The sequence below is a fragment of the Salinicola sp. LHM genome (assembly GCF_034479735.1).
GTDB lineage: Bacteria > Pseudomonadota > Gammaproteobacteria > Pseudomonadales > Halomonadaceae > Salinicola > Salinicola salarius.
In genome coordinates this window covers 1,899,375-1,915,313 of the sequence record NZ_CP140261.1, presented here as the reverse complement: position 1 = coordinate 1,915,313, position 15,939 = coordinate 1,899,375, and the positions used below count along the sequence as shown (strand labels likewise).

The 15,939-nt window shown below is 61.9% G+C and carries 14 protein-coding genes and 2 tRNA genes; 5 read left to right on the top strand and 11 right to left on the bottom strand.

Translation table 11 applies throughout. From position 1 onward, the window contains the following. Positions 1 to 6 precede the first annotated feature (6 nt). Complete coding sequence (locus R5R73_RS08845) at positions 7 to 807, top strand: MetQ/NlpA family ABC transporter substrate-binding protein (RefSeq protein WP_110633132.1); 801 nt, start codon at positions 7 to 9, stop codon at positions 805 to 807. A 132-nt stretch (positions 808 to 939) separates the two neighbouring features. Beyond that, positions 940 to 1,413 (top strand): GAF domain-containing protein, encoded by a 474-nt coding sequence (locus R5R73_RS08840; protein WP_071230136.1) that lies wholly within the window; start codon positions 940 to 942, stop codon positions 1,411 to 1,413. 36 nt (positions 1,414 to 1,449) lie between these two features. Here the strand turns inward: R5R73_RS08840 and R5R73_RS08835 are convergent, their stop codons facing one another. The 9 genes from R5R73_RS08835 to R5R73_RS08795 all read right to left on the bottom strand — a co-directional run bounded on the left by R5R73_RS08835 (position 1,450) and on the right by R5R73_RS08795 (position 9,056). After that, positions 1,450 to 2,283: an HDOD domain-containing protein gene (locus R5R73_RS08835; protein ID WP_071230135.1), complete on the bottom strand. Its 834-nt coding sequence runs from the start codon at positions 2,281 to 2,283 to the stop codon at positions 1,450 to 1,452. A gap of 181 nt (positions 2,284 to 2,464) precedes the next feature. Further along, positions 2,465 to 4,141 carry an ABC transporter substrate-binding protein gene (locus R5R73_RS08830; protein ID WP_208625347.1) on the bottom strand — a complete coding sequence of 559 codons (1,677 nt, stop codon included), beginning with the start codon at positions 4,139 to 4,141 and terminating at the stop codon, positions 2,465 to 2,467. Between the two features lie 157 nt (positions 4,142 to 4,298). Beyond that, positions 4,299 to 4,571 (bottom strand): DUF2160 domain-containing protein, encoded by a 273-nt coding sequence (locus R5R73_RS08825; RefSeq protein ID WP_110633135.1) that lies wholly within the window; start codon positions 4,569 to 4,571, stop codon positions 4,299 to 4,301. 29 nt (positions 4,572 to 4,600) lie between these two features. Next, a complete protein-coding gene (locus R5R73_RS08820) occupies positions 4,601 to 5,401 on the bottom strand; it encodes a carbohydrate ABC transporter permease (RefSeq protein WP_110633138.1) in 801 nt (266 codons plus the stop codon). 7 nt (positions 5,402 to 5,408) lie between these two features. Next, complete coding sequence (locus R5R73_RS08815; RefSeq protein WP_110633141.1) at positions 5,409 to 6,272, bottom strand: carbohydrate ABC transporter permease; 864 nt, start codon at positions 6,270 to 6,272, stop codon at positions 5,409 to 5,411. Continuing rightward, complete coding sequence (locus tag R5R73_RS08810) at positions 6,269 to 7,372, bottom strand: ABC transporter ATP-binding protein (protein WP_110633144.1); 1,104 nt, start codon at positions 7,370 to 7,372, stop codon at positions 6,269 to 6,271. The genes R5R73_RS08815 and R5R73_RS08810 overlap by 4 nt, the downstream gene beginning before the upstream one ends. A 12-nt stretch (positions 7,373 to 7,384) precedes the next feature. Further along, a complete protein-coding gene (locus tag R5R73_RS08805) occupies positions 7,385 to 8,482 on the bottom strand; it encodes an ABC transporter ATP-binding protein (RefSeq protein WP_110633147.1) in 1,098 nt (365 codons plus the stop codon). A gap of 390 nt (positions 8,483 to 8,872) precedes the next feature. Further along, positions 8,873 to 8,949: transfer RNA gene (locus R5R73_RS08800), tRNA-Val, on the bottom strand. Between the two features lie 30 nt (positions 8,950 to 8,979). Beyond that, positions 8,980 to 9,056: transfer RNA gene (locus R5R73_RS08795), tRNA-Val, on the bottom strand. A 377-nt stretch (positions 9,057 to 9,433) separates the two neighbouring features. On the opposite strand from R5R73_RS08795, the gene R5R73_RS08790 reads away from it, so the two are divergent. From R5R73_RS08790 to R5R73_RS08780, 3 genes are all read left to right on the top strand, one after another. Next, on the top strand, positions 9,434 to 10,240 hold the full coding sequence (locus tag R5R73_RS08790) for a DeoR/GlpR family transcriptional regulator (RefSeq protein WP_110633149.1): 807 nt from the start codon (positions 9,434 to 9,436) through the stop codon (positions 10,238 to 10,240). A 190-nt stretch (positions 10,241 to 10,430) separates the two neighbouring features. Next, positions 10,431 to 11,957, top strand: a complete 1,527-nt coding sequence (glpD, locus tag R5R73_RS08785) for a glycerol-3-phosphate dehydrogenase (protein ID WP_322529448.1) — start codon at positions 10,431 to 10,433, stop codon at positions 11,955 to 11,957. 110 nt (positions 11,958 to 12,067) lie between these two features. Next, complete coding sequence (locus R5R73_RS08780) at positions 12,068 to 13,144, top strand: endonuclease/exonuclease/phosphatase family protein (RefSeq protein WP_110633155.1); 1,077 nt, start codon at positions 12,068 to 12,070, stop codon at positions 13,142 to 13,144. Between the two features lie 136 nt (positions 13,145 to 13,280). Here the strand turns inward: R5R73_RS08780 and R5R73_RS08775 are convergent, their stop codons facing one another. Further along, the gene (locus tag R5R73_RS08775; RefSeq protein WP_110633158.1) at positions 13,281 to 14,660 is read right to left on the bottom strand and encodes a class II fumarate hydratase; all 1,380 of its coding nucleotides are present in this window, start codon (positions 14,658 to 14,660) and stop codon (positions 13,281 to 13,283) included. A 112-nt stretch (positions 14,661 to 14,772) separates the two neighbouring features. Beyond that, positions 14,773 to 15,900 carry a zinc-dependent alcohol dehydrogenase family protein gene (locus R5R73_RS08770; protein WP_110633162.1) on the bottom strand — a complete coding sequence of 376 codons (1,128 nt, stop codon included), beginning with the start codon at positions 15,898 to 15,900 and terminating at the stop codon, positions 14,773 to 14,775. Positions 15,901 to 15,939 lie beyond the last annotated feature (39 nt).

Here is a 15,939-nt window from a genome sequence, read left to right as displayed (position 1 = left end):
TCGCCAATGCCGATTTCACTGACACGTACACTGAGTGCCGCCGCGCTGAGCCTGGGGCTGGCCGTCGGCACTGCGCACGCCGCCGACGATACCATCAAGGTCGGCACCATGGCCGGTCCGGAGACCGATGTCATGCAGGTGGCCAAGCAGGTCGCCAAGGAAAAGTACGGCCTCGATGTCGAGATCGTCGAGTTCACCGACTACGTCACGCCCAATGCGGCGCTCGCCGATGGCAGCCTGGACGCCAATGCCTATCAGCACGAGCCCTACATGCGCTCGATGGTCAACGACCGCGGCTATGATTTCGCCATTGCCGGCAAGACGTTCGTCTATCCGATCGGCGCCTATTCCGCCAAGTACGACAGCATCGACGATCTGCCCGACGGTGCGACCATCGCCGTACCCAACGATCCGACCAACGAAGGTCGCGCGCTGATCCTGTTGGACAACCTCGGACTGATCACGCTCGACGATCCGAAAAACCTGGAAGCGACGCCGATCAACATCACCGAGAATCCGCACGATTATTCGTTCAAGGAGATCGAGGCCGCCCAGATGCCGCGCGTGCTACAGGACGTCGACCTGGCCTTCATCAACAGCACCTTCACGCAGCCCGCCGGTCTGACGCTGGATGATGCGCTGATCAAGGAAGGCCCGGACTCCCCCTACGTCAACCTGATCGTGGTGCGTGGCGGCGACCAGGACCGCGAAGCGATTCAGGAACTGGTCAAGGCCTACCAGTCGGACGCCGTCGCCGACAAGGCCAAAGCGCTGTTCGAAGGTGGCGCCGTTCCCGGCTGGAAGTAAGCCGGTCGCCAGACACCGGTCGGCGAATCCGCTGGCCGGTTCTCGCCAGCCACCGTAGCGAATCGGAAACCAGCGCCCCAGGGCGCTGGTTTCTGGTTTCGACACCCTGTTCACGTGACAAGGAAACCCGTGATGACCGACTACGATTCCCTCGAACGCCAGTTGAAAGCCCTGCTCGATACTCGCGACTGGTTGACCAACGCCGCCCAGACCAGCGCCTTTTTGACGCAGACGCTAGGCGAGTTGAACTGGGTCGGCTTCTATCTCCAGCGCCAACCCGAGACACTGGTTCTCGGCCCATTCCAGGGCTTGCCGGCCTGCAATCCGATTCCGTTTTCCAAGGGCGTCTGCGGCGCCGCGGCCCGCTCGCGCCAGACCCAGCGCGTCGACGACGTCCATGCGGTGCCGGATCATATCGCCTGCGATGCGGCGTCGCGTTCCGAACTGGTCGTGCCGATCGTCGTCGGTGACAAGGTATGGGGCGTGCTGGACATCGACAGCCCCGTTCCTGCACGTTTCAGCGCCGAGGATCAGGCCGGTATCGAACGCCTGTGCCGCGTATTCACCGAGGCCAGCGATCTGAACGCCAATGCCTCGATCGTCTGATCGCCCCTCCACGGGGCGCGTACGGCGACTCAGGGCTCAATCCAGGAAAACGTCCAGTTCGTTATCCGTGCGCATGACCTGCAGGATCTCCTCGTAAAGCGAAAGCAGATCCAGTGCGAGCGGCCGACGAACGTCCCGCGGCATCTCGCCCAGGGCATGCTCTTCACGCCGTCCATTGGCGATATTGTGATAGAGGCCGATGGCCAGATGAACGACGGCGGCGTACGCCGAGAACGGCACGGATTCCAGCGGCTTGCCCTGATAGGTCAGCGCGTTGCAGATGGCCTCGGGAAAGCGCCACCGACGCCCCAGTTCGGCCCCTACCTCGCAGAAGGTATAACCGAACTGATCGGCCTCCAGTTCGGCTCGCGGCGCGCCCTCTGCGACCAGCGCGTCGATCCGCCGCATGGTTTCGGGGTGGCCGATGTGCATCAACGCCGACCCCACATGATGCAGAATGCCACAGGTGAAAGCGGTCTCCGGCACCAGGTCTTGCAACTGGCTATGCCGCACGATCGTACGGCTGAGATTGGCAACCATGAACGACTCGTGCCAGAACGCCTGACGGTCGAGACCGGGCACTTCCTTGAGCAAACCGACCATGCCAGAGGCGATGACCAGCATGCGCACGCGATCGAAGCCCAGCAACAACAAGGCATCGTCGATCGTCGCCACGTTTCGTCCCATGCCGTATCGCACGGAATTGGCGGAGCGCAACAACTTCAGACTCAGGTTGGGGTCTTTATGAATCGTGGTCGAGACGCGGTGAATACTGATCTTGTCGTTATCCAGACTGGCGATCAACTCGGTGACCACGGCGGGCACGCTGGGTAACTGATGAATATGCTCGAACAACGAATTCAGTGACATGTTCTACTCCTGCTGTCCCTCCATGGTATCTATCACCCGGTCAAAAGTCGTGAGGTCAGGCGCACAATAGCGCCGCTGCGGGCGAAAGCGGAGCAAAAGAATCCCGCCGGACAACCGGCGGGAAGGTCATCGCCCAGGCGACGCGAACATCTCGAGTTGCAGCCTCGGGCCGAGGAATCGCTCAGCTTTCCTGCCAGGACTTCACCATCTCGTCATACGGAACGGTCTTGCCCTGCGGCTTTTCGTTATCGAGCTTGGGCTTGGGCGCGCCGGGCTGGTCCAGCCAGTACTGGGCATCACGTGGCTCGTTGAGTTTCGGCCCGCACTGCGGCTGGACGTTGGCGCGCTCCAGGCGCTCCATGATTCGATCCTGCGCATCCGCCAGACCGTCCAGCGCTTCCTGGGCACTGGTCTCGCCGCTGACAGCGCGGGAGATGAACTGCCACCACAGCTGCGCCAGCTTGGGATAGTCCGGCACGTTGGTTCCGGTCGGCGACCACTGCAGCCGCGCCGGGCTACGATAGAACTCGACCAGCCCGCCCAGCTTGGGCGCGGCTTCGGTCATCGCGTCGGACTGGATGTCGGACTCGCGAATCGGCGTCAGCCCCACCAGCGTCTTCTGAAGAGAAACCGTCTTCGACGTCACGAACTGCGCGTAGAGCCAGGCGGCGAGACGGTTCTTCTCGGGCGTCGACTCCATGAAGGTCCAGGACCCCACGTCCTGATAGCCCTTCTTCATGCCGTCTTCCCAGTAAGGGCCCACCGGTGACGGCGCCATGCGCCATTTGGGCGTGCCGTCTTCGTTGACCACCGGCAGGCCTGGCTGTGTCATGTCGGCGGTGAAGCCGGTGTACCAGAAGATCTGCTGCGCGACATTGCCCTGCGCCGGCACCGGCCCCGCTTCGGAGAACGTCATGCCCTGCGCTTCCGGCGGCGCATAGGCGTGCAGCCAGTCGATGTACTTCTGGGTCGCGAAGACCGCTGCCGGGCCGTTGGTCGCGCCGCCACGAGTAACGTTCGAGCCCACCGGATGGCACTGCTCGACGCGAATCCCCCATTCGTCGACCGGCAGACCGTTGGGAATGCCCTTGTCGCCCGCTCCCGCCATCGAGAACCAGGCATCGGTGAAGCGCCAGCCCAGCGAGGGATCCTTCTTGCCGTAGTCCATGTGGCCGTAGACGCGTACGCCGTCGATATCGTGGACATCGTTGGTGAAGAAGTCGGCGATATCCTCGTAGGCAGACCAGTTCACCGGCACGCCCAGCTCGTAGCCGTACTTCTCCTTGAATTGCTGCTTGATCTCCGGATCATCGAACCAGTCGGCGCGGAACCAGTAGAGATTGGCGAACTGCTGATCGGGAAGCTGGTAGACCTTGCCGTCAGGCCCCGTGGTGAACGAGAGCCCGATGAAGTCGTCGAGATCCAGCGTCGGCGACGTGACCTCGGCCCCGTCGCCCTCGATCATGTCGGAGATTGGCACCACCTTGCCGTAGCGCGCGTGGGTGCCGATCAGGTCCGAATCGTTGACATAGGCATCGTAGATATTGCGGCCGGACTGCATCTGCGTCTGCAGCTTCTCGATCACGTCCCCTTCCTGAACCAGATCGTGGGTCAGTTGGATACCGGTAATCTCGCTGAACGCCCGGGCCAGCACTTCGGATTCGTATTTATGGGTCGTGAGCGTTTCCGAAACCACATTGATCTGCATGCCGCGATACGGCTTGGCGGCATCGATGAACCACTGCATTTCAGCCATCTGCTGCTCGGGCGTGAGCGTCGAGGTCTCGAACTCGTCGTCCAGCCAGCGTTTGGCGGCGTCCTGGTACTGATCGGCAACCGCGACTCCCGATACGGCCATCAGCCCCGCGAGACAGACCCCGACGCCAATGCCCAGCGGCATTCGGCGAAACGATTTGGCGTGCTTGATATCGAACATAGCGTTAACCCCCGTTTGTTATCCTTCGCTTTTCCTGCCGTGGCGCTATCCGATGCAGATAATGGTTCCGGTCGGTGCGTTACCCCCATTTCATGATGATTGCCATTCCTGCCACGCAGATCGCCGTCGCGATCCAGAGCGGCCAGTCGGTCAATGCCAACACCAGCAGATGCACGTATGCCGATGCCAGCAGGCCGATGAACAGCCGGTCGCCGCGCGATGTGGCCAACGGCAGGAACCCTTTGCGCTCGCGCCCGGGCGATACGGTCTGCCAGACCGTCATCGCCACCAGCATCAGCGCGATCGCCGAAAAGAACAGTGCCGTCGGTAGTGTCCAGGCCATCCAGCCCATGATGATCTCCTCCCTTTCCGGCAAGCCGATCAGACGCGGCCCAGGGCAAAGCCCTTGGCGACGTGATTGCGCACGAAATAGATCACGGCGATGCCGGGCAGCAGTGCCACCACCCCGGCTGCCGCCAGCACGCCCCAGTCGATGCCGGATGCCGATACCGTGCGGGTCATCTGCGACACGATCGGCTTGGCGTCGACCGAAGTCAGGGTCCGCGCCAGCAGCAGCTCCACCCACGAGAACATGAAGCAGAAAAATGCGGTGACACCGATGCCGGGCCGAATCATCGGCAAGAAGATGCGGACGAAGAACTTGGGAAAGGTATAGCCGTCGATATAAGCCGTTTCGTCGATCTCCTTGGGCACCGACGACATGAAGCCCTCGAGAATCCACACCGCTAGCGGCACGTTGAACAGGCAGTGCGCCAGCGCCACGGCGATCGGCGTATCGAACAGCCCCACCGCCGAATAGAGCTGGAAGAACGGCAGCAGGAACACCGCCGGCGGCGCCATCCGGTTGGTCAACAGCCAGAAGAACATGTGCTTGTCGCCAAGAAAGCGGTAGCGCGAGAACGCATAGGCGGCCGGCAGCGCCACCAGCAGCGAAATCAGCATGTTCATCGACACGTAGCTGAGGGAATTGAGATAGCTCGCGTACCAGGTCGGCTCGGTGAAGATGACTCGGTAATTGTCCAGAGTCGGCGCCGCCGGCCACAGGGTGAGGCCGCCGAGAATTTCCCGGTTCGACTTCAACGACATGTTGACGAGCCAGTAGATCGGCACCAGCACGAACAGCAGATAGACCAGCATCACCAGGCTTTTACGCAATCTCATGGCGGCGTCATCCCTTATTGTCGTTATGCGTCATGGCGGTATAGAACACCCAGGTCACCAGCAAGATGATCAGGAAATAGATCAGCGAAAACGCCGCGGCCCGGCCCAGGTCGAACTGGCCCAGCGCCATCTGGGTCAGGGTCTGGCTCAGGAACGTCGTCGCCGTGCCCGGCCCGCCGCCGGTGAGCACGAACGGCTCGGTGTAGATCATGAAGCTGTCCATGAAGCGCAGCATCACCGCGATCAGCAGCACGTTCTTGAGCTTCGGCAGCTGGATGTAGCGGAACACCGCCCAGGACGAGGCGCGATCGATCCGCGCCGCCTGGTAGTAGACGTCCGGAATCGAACGCAGCCCGGAGTAGCACAGCAGCGCGACCAGCGACGTCCAGTGCCAGACATCCATCACCAGCACCGTCGCCCAGGCATCCCGCGGGTTGGAGGCGTAGTTGTAGTCGAGCCCGAGGCTGTTGAGGATCCAGCCATAGAGGCCGATATCCTCCCGGCCGATGATCTGCCAGATCGTCCCCACCACGTTCCACGGCACCAGCAGCGGCAGTGACAGCAGGATCAGGCTGACCGGCACGCCCAGCCCCCGCCTCGGCATGGACAGCGCGACGATGATGCCCAGCGGCACCTCGATGGCCAGCACGCAGAACGAGTAGACGAACTGTCGCATCAGCGAATCGTGCAGCCTCGGATCCGCCAGAATCTCCCGATACCACTCCGTCCCCACGAAATAGCGCGTGCTCGGGTCGAAGATGTCCTGCACGGAGTAGTTGACCACCGTCATCATCGGAATGATGGCGCTGAACGCCACCAGCACGAAGACGGGCAGCACCAGCCACCAGGCCTTGTTGTTGTAGGGTTTCATGGCGCGATCTCCACCAGCCGGTCATCACGATAGAAGCGCTGCCAGGCCGCCGGAAATGCCAGCCCGACACGCCCTTCCGGTACGGGCTCCTCTTCCCCCAGCCGCGCCTTGATCACGGGCGCCGACGGCGTGTCGAGACGCACATCGACGATCTTGAAGGTGCCCTGGTCCTGGACCAGATCCACCTGGCCGTGCAGCGTCGACGCCTCGGGAGCGACGAGCTGCACGAACTCCGGCCGGATGCCAAGCTGCAGACGCCCTTCGCCCCCTCGGCGCAGCTGCGCGACGACCGATTCATCCACCGGCAGCGTTCGCCTCTCGAGCTCGACCCCTGACGAGCCCAGCACGATGTCGAGCAGGTTCATGCCGGGGCTGCCGATGAAGTAGCCGACAAAGGTATGTTGCGGATTCTCGAACAGCTCCCGCGGGGTGCCGAACTGGACGATCTGGCCCTGATACATCACCGCGATCTTGTCGGCGAAGGTGGAAGCCTCAAGTTGATCGTGGGTGACGTAGACCATCGTCACGTTGAAACGCTGATGGATCTCCTTGAGCTTGCGCCGCAGCCGCCACTTCAGCTGCGGATCGATCACCGTCAGCGGTTCGTCGAACAGGATCGCCGCCACGTCGTCGCGCACCAGACCGCGCCCCATCGACACCTTCTGCTTCTCGTCGGCGGTCAGATTGTGCGCCTTGCGGCTCAACAGCGGCTCGATCTCCAGCGCCTCGGCCACCTCGCGCACACGCAGGTCGATGCGGTCACGGGAAAGGCCCTGGTTGCGTAGCGGAAACGCCAGGTTGTCGAACACCGTCATGGTGTCGTAGACCACCGGGAACTGGAAAACCTGGGCAATGTTGCGCTGCTGCGGGCTGAGGTCGTTGACCGACTTGCCGTCGTAGAGCACCCGCCCCTCGGATGGCACCAACAGCCCGGAGATGATGTTGAGCAGCGTGCTCTTGCCGCAGCCCGAAGGGCCCAGCAAGGCATAGGCCCCGCCCTGCTCCCAGACGTGATCCATCTGCCTCAGCGCGTAATCGGCCGGCTTCGAAGGGGTGCCGTGATAGCTGTGCGCCAATTGCTCCAAGCGAATTTCCGCCATCTCCGACTCTCCTTACACGCTGGCAAGCGTTGGTCGCGGCGAGGAGGGCGACAGCACCAGATCCCCGTCCGGCTCGAACACGAACAGCTGGCGACAGGCCACCTGCATCTCCAGAGCCTGGTCGACGCCGAACTCGTGAATGCCGATCAAATGCGCCACCAGGTCGATCCGGTCATGCGATAGATGCAGGAACGTCTCGGAGCCGCTGATCTCCGCCACACGAACGACGACCGGCAGGCGAAACGCAGGCTCCTCGAGCGGCTGCAGCGACCAGTGGTGCGGCCGGATACCGACCTGGTACTCGCCGGCCGGCAGCGAACGCCACACGTCCGGCCGCGGCTGACGCAAGTCGGCGATACGACACTCGTCGCCCTGTATCGTCATCGGCATCAGGTTGATGGGCGGCTCGCCGAACAGGCTCGCCGCTTCCCGGTTGCAAGGGTGGCGATAGACCTCGTCGCTGGGGCCGCTCTGGACGATCCGGCCCTGGTGCAGCAGCGTGGTCGTGCCGCCCAGCGCCAGCGCCTCCGCGGGTTCGGTGGTGGCGTAGACAGCGATGGTATGACGCGACTCGAACAGCTTGCGCATTTCCACCCGCAGCGCCTCGCGCAGCTTGTAGTCGAGGTTGACCAGTGGCTCGTCGAACAGTACCAGGTCGGCATCCTTGACCAGCGCGCGAGCCATCGCCGTACGCTGCTGCTGGCCGCCGGAGAGTTCCTGCGGGTAACGCCCCAGCAGGTGCTGGATGCCCAGCATCTCGGCGGTCTCCTCGACCCGCCGGGCAATCTCCTGGCGCGATACCTTGGCCTGCTTGAGCGGTGAGGCGATATTGTCGAAAACCGTCAACGTGGGATAGTTGATGAACTGCTGATAGACCATCGAGACGTTGCGCTGGCGCACCGGCACATGAGTCATGTCCCGCCCGCCGAGACGCACCGTTCCCCGGTCCGGCATATCCAGGCCGGCCATCAGCCGCATCAACGTCGTCTTTCCCGCCAGCGTATGCCCCAGCAGCACATTGAACGATCCTGGCTCCAGCATCAGGCAGGCATTGTCGATATAGGTCTCGCCCCGCACCGACAGTGTCACATTGTCGAGTTGTAATGACATGAGTGGCGCCGTTCCCTGTTCTCTTTCGAGCATCCTAGAACAGCCGTTTCATAAAGCTATACGACCAAAAAAGAAACCAGCACCGTCACCGGGAAAAGAAGTTTATCGCTTTGATTTATAACCCATTAAAATATTTAACACCTTAGTCTTAAACACCAATGTCCAATCTCTGGCAACCGATGCATGACAGGTGTGATAGGGAAAAGTGCCGAGTTTCCAACATCGCTTGTTCGGAAACCAACACGACTGGCGGGAGCGGATGGCGGATGGCGGATGGTGGATGGCGGATGGCGGGTGGCGGGTGGCGGGTGGCGGGTGGCGGGTGGCGGATAGCAAGAATGGAATAACGGACACAAAAAACCCCGAGCCGGAGCTCGGGGTTTCGAAATCTGGTAGGACCAAGCGGATTTGAACCGCTGACCTCCACGATGTCAACGTGGCGCTCTAACCAACTGAGCTATGGTCCTGTAGGTCGTCGTCACAAGCCCAAACTGCATTGGTAGGACCGAGCGGATTTGAACCGCTGACCTCCACGATGTCAACGTGGCGCTCTAACCAACTGAGCTACGGTCCTACTTCGGGTTGCGGCGGGCTCGCCGTGACAACGGATGCGAATTTTACCCGGGCAGCCGCGGAATGCAACCCTCTACGCATAAAAAATTTTCGCCAACTGCCTGTCATGCCGAGACAATTCGTTTTCAGCCGGTGAGCGACGCGCCCTGTATCACAAGAATCGTCCGTATTCATGATCATGAGATAGGCAACAATATGGAGTCGTTTTTCAAAACCTAGACCATGGTCGAACTTACTAGGAACGCTGCGACCTCAACCGAAACCACGGCAATGCGGCTGGCTTTGGTAAACTGGCGTCAACCAACGCTTCCTAGAAACGTTTTCTAGAGCCAACCAACCCTTTCAAGAATAGCCATCGGGCCGCGGCAGGAAATCAACATGACACAGCAAGAACGTCACGCAGCCATTGTCGAGCTGGTCAAGCGTCAGGGCTATGCGTCGATCGAACAACTCGCGAGAGACTTCGATGTCACGCCTCAGACGGTGCGCCGGGACCTCAATCAACTGGCCGAAGAAGGTGTCGTCAAGCGCGTTCACGGCGGCGCCGGACTCGAGTCGAGCACGGTCAACACCGCCTATCACACACGCAAGACATTGAATCTGGACGCCAAGCGCCGCATCGCCGAGATGCTCGCCAGACATATTCCGGACTCTTCGTCACTGTTCATCAACATCGGGACCAGCAACGAGTTCATCGCCGAGGCGCTATGCCAGCACAGCGGGCTCGAAGTCATCACCAACAACCTCAACGTGGCCGCCATTCTGCAGCACAAGACCGACTTCAACGTCATCGTCGCCGGCGGCCAGGTTCGCTCTCGCGATGGTGGCATCATCGGCGAGGCCACCATCGATTTCATCAACCAGTTCAAGGTGGATTACGGCATCATCGGGATCAGCGGCATCGATGGCGATGGCTCACTGCTGGAGTTCGATTATCAGGAAGTGCGCGTGGCGCAGGCCATTCTGCGCAATTCCCGCCAGGTCTTCCTGGCAGCGGATCACTCGAAGTTCCATCGCAACGCCGTGGTGCGTCAGGGCAATCTCAGTCAGATCAATGCCTTCTTCACTGACCGCCAGCCCCCAGACACGCTGTGTCGCCTGATGCGTGAACACGACGTCGCACTTTACGTCGCCGACCCGTCGGTCCCTGACGACAGAGAAACCGTGACTGCCTACGCAGGCTGAACTCGCCACCTTCTCCTTCCGACAACGCCGGCTTCAATGCCGGCTTTGTCGTTTCGCCATATGGCCACGCCTATACTCTTCCCCTCCCCGATTGGCCTATGAAAATACCTTGCCGCTATTGATGTTCGGAAGTGATTAAACTATTTTCGAAACCGAACATAACCACTCCATCACCTTTTCGGAGGACGGCATGGCCTCAACGACAGAGCACCACATTTACGATCTCATCGTCGTCGGAGGTGGCATCAACGGTACCGGCATTGCCAACGATGCCGCCGGACGAGGCCTTTCCGTGCTCCTGTGCGAACAGGCCGATCTGGCCAGCGCGACCTCCTCGGCCAGCAGCAAGCTGATCCATGGCGGCCTGCGCTATCTGGAGCACCGGGAATTCCGCCTGGTCCGCGAGGCACTGAGAGAACGTGAAGTCATGCTGCGCAAGGCGCCTCACATCGTCTGGCCGCTACGCTTCATTCTTCCGCATCAGCCCCACCTGCGTCCGGGCTGGATGATTCGTACCGGGCTGTTCCTCTACGACCATCTGAGCCACCGGGACAGCCTGCCCAACGCCAAGAGCCTGCGCTTCGGCAGCGAGAGCCCGCTGGTGCCGACGATCAAGCGCGGGTTCGAATATTCCGACTGCTGGGTGGACGACGCCCGGCTGGTGATCCTGAACGCGCTGCAGGCGCAGGAAAAAGGCGCGGACATTCGGGTTCGCACCCGCTGCACCGAGGCTCGAGAGGAAGCGGGACACTGGGTGATCAGCCTCGAAGATCGCGACACCGGCGAACGCCGCGAACATCGCTGCAAAGTGCTGGTCAACGCCGCCGGCCCCTGGGTCGAATCCTTCGTCAAAGGCAATGCCAGGCGTGACTCGCGCTACGGCATCCGCATGATCCAGGGCAGTCATCTTATCGTGCCGCGACTCAACGACGACGAGCGCGCCTACATTCTTCAGAACCAGGACGGCCGTATCGTGTTCGTGCTGCCCTACCAGCAGCGCTTCAGCCTCATCGGCACGACCGATCGCCGCTATCAGGGCGACCCGGCCAAGGTCAGCATCAACGACGAGGAAATCGACTATCTGCTCGACGTACTCAACGCGCACTTCGTCAGGAAGCTGAGCCGAGCGGATGTCATTTCGACCTATGCCGGCGTCCGCCCGCTGTGCGATGACGAATCGGAAAATCCCTCCGCCATGACGCGTGATTACACGCTCGATCTCGACAAGCACGGCGCCCCGATGCTGTCGATCTTCGGCGGCAAGATCACCACCTATCGCAAGCTTGCCGAAGCGGCCATGCACAAACTGCAACCGCTGCTGCCGCACATGAGGCAAGCCTGGACGGCCGACGCTCGGCTCCCCGGCGGGGATATCGAGTCGCGCCACACATTCGTCGCACAGTTGCTGCGCGAATATCCGTTTCTTGGCCGGGAGCGGGCCGAGCGCTTCGCCTCCAGTTACGGCACGCTCTGCTTGAAGTTCCTGGCAGGAAAGCAGAGCCAGGAAGATCTCGGCCAGCATTTCGGCAGTGGCCTGACCCGTGCAGAAGTCGATTACCTGATCGAGCACGAATGGGCACGCACCAGTGACGATATTCTGTGGCGACGCAGCAAGCTGGGGCTGCGCCTGACGCTCGAAGAGCAGCAAGCGCTGGTGGAACATCTCGGCCGGCATCCCCTCATTGCGACCCTCGGACCGCTATCCCAGGCATCTTGAATGACAGCTTTTGGTGAGTCGTCGAAGCGCCATATCGGCGTGGGCGCCTGTCACGTTTCTGCTACCCTTGGCCAGGTACGGTGCTTTAACCTGATATAAGGAATGACCAGTTGCTGCAATTCCTGTTTACCTGCCTTGGCTGCCTCGTCTTGTTGGTCACGCTCGCGCCTTATCTGAGGATCCGCCACTGGAGCGTTCGCAGCTTCGATTTCCCGCTACTCCAGATTGCCATCATCGCCACCATTCTGGCACTCGCTCAGGCTGCCTTAAGCCCGACCGCCTGGTGGCACTGGGCTGGCGTCGTTGCCAGCACCGTTGCCGCCATCATCCAGTGGGCGCGAGTCTATCCCTGGACGTCATTGGCAAGCTGTCTCGTCGTAGAGGCCGAATCTCACGAGCCGGATCACGAGCTCAAGCTGCTCGTCTCCAACGTGCTGACACCCAATCGTCAGGCCGACAAACTGATCGCTCTCGTCGAGAAACACCAACCGGACATCCTGCTGACGCTGGAATCCGACCAATGGTGGGGCGATCAACTGGACGCCGCCATTGGCGAGGAGATGCCGGAAGCCGTGCGCATTCCTCTCGACAATCTTTACGGCATGCATCTTTATTCCCGGTTGCCGCTGGAAGACGTCGAGGTCAAGTGGCTGATTCAGGATGACATCCCGTCGATTCATGCCTGGGTCAAACTCAAAAGCGGTAAGCGCATTCGCTTCCACGCGCTGCACCCGAGACCGCCCGCGCCGTCGGAAAGCGACGAATCGCTGTGGCGAGACGCGGAACTGCTGCTGGTCGGCCAGACGATTGCCGAGAACGACGATCCGACCATCGTCGCCGGAGATCTCAATGACGTGGCATGGTCGCCGACGACCAAGCTCTTCTGTCGGGTCAGCGGCATGCTGGATCCCCGACGCGGCCGCGGCCAGTACAGCACCTTTCATGCCAAATATCCGATGCTGCGCTGGCCGCTGGATCACGTATTCGTCACTGAGCACTTCACGCTCGTCGATATGCAACGGTTGCCCGAGATCGGGTCGGATCATTTCCCGATTCTGGTCACGCTATGTCACAACCCTTCTCGCGCCGACGAGAACGAGCCCGAAAAGGCCGACACGGAGGAGCGCGAAGACGCCGAGGACACCATCGAAGAGGCGCAGGACCGGCATGGCGAAACGCCGGTTTGAGGCCGTCTTCGCAGCGATAGTGTCCCAGTCGACAACGCCACCCGATCGGGTGGCGTTGTCGTATTGGTGTCGACCATGCATGGATGAATGGCGACGTTCGAGGCAGGCAAGCAAGCAGCCAATCAGACCGGAGCCGTCACTCCGGGATTCCCCCTTCGGTCAGCCTGGCGGGATCGAGCAGACGCTCCAGCTCCTCGCGGGAGAGATCGGTTTCCTCTTCGGCGACATCGATGATCGGCCGCCCTGCCTGATAGGCTTTCTTGGCCACCGCCGCCGCCGCGTTGTAACCGATCACCGAATTGAGCGCCGTCACCAGAATCGGGTTGCGGGAGAGCGGGCGCTCGATGTTGTCGCGCCGCACATTGAACGTGGCGATGGCTCGGTCGGCCAGCAGACGGCTGACATTGGTCAGCAGCGTGATCGAACCCAGCAGGTTGTGCGCGATCAGCGGCAACATGACGTTGAGCTGGAAATTGCCGCTCTGCCCGCCGATCGTGATCGCCGCATCGTTGCCGATCACCTGCGCCGCGACCTGGGCGGCGGATTCGGGAATCACCGGGTTGACCTTGCCCGGCATGATCGAACTGCCCGGCTGCAGCGCCTCCAGTTCGATCTCGCCCAGACCGGCCAGCGGGCCGGAATTCATCCAGCGCAGGTCGTTGGCGATCTTCATCACCGCGACGGCGTACGTCTTGAGATGCCCTGAAAGCTCCACCGCCGCGTCCTGCGACGCCAGGCTGGCAAAGAAGCTGTCGTTGGGGCGGAAATCGAGATGGGTATCGCTGGCCAGACGCTGCGCCACCTTGTCGGCGAACTCGGGATGCGCATTGACGCCGGTGCCGACCGCCGTACCGCCCAGGGCCAGGCAAGTGATGCGCTTCAACCCGTCTTCCAGTCGCGCGATCGCCTGACCGACCTGGCTGGACCAGCCACCCAGTTCCTGGCTCAAGCGCACTGGCATCGCGTCCATGAGATGCGTGCGGCCAGTCTTGACCACGTCGTCGACATCCTTCGCCTTGTCATCGATGACCGAGCGCAGGTAGCCGAGGGCCGGCAGCAGGCGCTCACGGACCTGGATCGCTGCCGCCAGATGGATGGCCGTGGGAATCACGTCATTGCTCGACTGCCCCATGTTGACATGATCGTTGGGGCCGACTTCGAGCCCGTCGCGACTCGCGAGATGCGAAATCACCTCGTTGACGTTCATGTTGGTCGAGGTGCCGGACCCCGTCTGGAACACATCGACCGGGAACTGGTCGGGATGCTTGCCGTCGATGATTTCGTCGGCTGCGGTCACGATAGCTCTGGCCCGGGCTTCGTCCAGCAGCCCCAGCTCCTGGTTGACCTGCGCCGCAGCACGCTTGATACGGGCCACCGCCGCGATGAATGCCGGTGGCAACGGCTGACCACTGACCGGAAAATTGTTCACCGCACGCTGCGTCTGAGCGCCGTAGAGCGCGCTCTCCGGGACTTCCAGTTCGCCCATGCTATCGCGCTCGACTCGTGTCTGAGCCATGACCTTCTCCTATCGATGACGGTTGAAATGCCAAGGCGCAGCCCGAACGTCGGGCTACGCCTTCGAGTCCTTCAAGACTAGCAGCCGGACCATGCTCCGTCCGGTTCGAGGCTCAATCGAAATCGATGATCTGCCGTATCGCCTCGCCACTCGCCAGACGGTCGAAACCGAGGTTGATCTCGTCGAGTTTCAATCGGTGCGTCAGCAGCCGATCTACCGGCAGGCGGCCGGACCGGTAGAGCGCGATATATTCGGGCACGTCCAGCGATGGCACGTGACCGCCCAGATAGGAGCCCTTGAGCGTGCGCTCTTCCGCGACCATGCGCGTCGGGCTGATGGCGAATCGCACGTCGGGATGCGGCAAGCCGGAAGTGACGGTCGTGCCGCCACGGGCCGTGGATTCATAGGCAAACTCCAGCGCCTTGGCCACACCCGCGAACTCGGCCGCGATGTCCACCCCGCCGCCGCTGATCTCGCGCACCTGCTGCACCGCATCCGGATCGGCGCTGTTGACGATATGCGTGGCGCCCATCGCCTTGGCGGTCTCCAGCTTGTCCGGCGCGATATCCGCCGCGATCACCTGCCGCGCGCCGCCACCGACGGCGCCCATGACCGCCGCCAGCCCGACGCCGCCCAGGCCGACGACCAGCACCGACTGGCCCAATCTCAGGCCCGCCGTATGCACCAGCGCACCGACGCCTGTCAGCACCGCGCATCCGAACAGCGCCGCGATATGAAAAGGCAGGTCCGGATCGATCCGGGTCAGGGAGCGGCGCGACGCCACCGTGTACTCGGCAAAGCCGGAAACGCCGATATGGTGATAGATCTTCTGGCCGTTCTTGTGCAGACGCATCCCGCCACCCAGCAGATGCCCGGCAGTGTTGGCTGCCGCACCGGGCTGACACAGCGCCGCCCGCCCGGAAAGACACGACGGACACGCACCGCAGCTGGGCGCAAAGGAGAACACCACATGGTCGCCGGGAGCGAGATCGGTCACGCCCTCGCCGACTTCGGCGACTTCGCCGGCCGCCTCGTGGCCCAGCACCATCGGCAAGGGGCGCGGCCGATCGCCATTGATCGTGGAAAGATCCGAATGACACAGACCGGCGGCACGCATCTTGACCAGCACTTCGCCCGGCCCCGGCCCGTCCAGCTCGACCTCCTCGACCGACATCGGCAGCGACTCCCGATACGGACGTGGCCTTTTCATTTCATGAATCACGGCGGCACGAATTTTCACGAACACCTCCTGGTTTCGAATCGCCTGGGGGCGACTACC

Excerpts from the sequence above, each read along its gene's own strand:
- R5R73_RS08845 (WP_110633132.1), top strand. The coding sequence starts at position 7 with ATGCCGATTTCACTGACACGTACACTGAGTGCCGCCGCGCTGAGCCTG.
- R5R73_RS08840 (WP_071230136.1), top strand. The coding sequence starts at position 940 with ATGACCGACTACGATTCCCTCGAACGCCAGTTGAAAGCCCTGCTCGAT.
- R5R73_RS08835 (WP_071230135.1), bottom strand. The coding sequence starts at position 2,283 with ATGTCACTGAATTCGTTGTTCGAGCATATTCATCAGTTACCCAGCGTG.
- R5R73_RS08830 (WP_208625347.1), bottom strand. The coding sequence starts at position 4,141 with ATGGCCGTATCGGGAGTCGCGGTTGCCGATCAGTACCAGGACGCCGCC.
- R5R73_RS08825 (WP_110633135.1), bottom strand. The coding sequence starts at position 4,571 with ATGGGCTGGATGGCCTGGACACTACCGACGGCACTGTTCTTTTCGGCG.
- R5R73_RS08820 (WP_110633138.1), bottom strand. The coding sequence starts at position 5,401 with ATGAGATTGCGTAAAAGCCTGGTGATGCTGGTCTATCTGCTGTTCGTG.
- R5R73_RS08815 (WP_110633141.1), bottom strand. The coding sequence starts at position 6,272 with ATGAAACCCTACAACAACAAGGCCTGGTGGCTGGTGCTGCCCGTCTTC.
- R5R73_RS08810 (WP_110633144.1), bottom strand. The coding sequence starts at position 7,372 with ATGGCGGAAATTCGCTTGGAGCAATTGGCGCACAGCTATCACGGCACC.
- R5R73_RS08805 (WP_110633147.1), bottom strand. The coding sequence starts at position 8,482 with ATGTCATTACAACTCGACAATGTGACACTGTCGGTGCGGGGCGAGACC.
- R5R73_RS08790 (WP_110633149.1), top strand. The coding sequence starts at position 9,434 with ATGACACAGCAAGAACGTCACGCAGCCATTGTCGAGCTGGTCAAGCGT.
- glpD (WP_322529448.1), top strand. The coding sequence starts at position 10,431 with ATGGCCTCAACGACAGAGCACCACATTTACGATCTCATCGTCGTCGGA.
- R5R73_RS08775 (WP_110633158.1), bottom strand. The coding sequence starts at position 14,660 with ATGGCTCAGACACGAGTCGAGCGCGATAGCATGGGCGAACTGGAAGTC.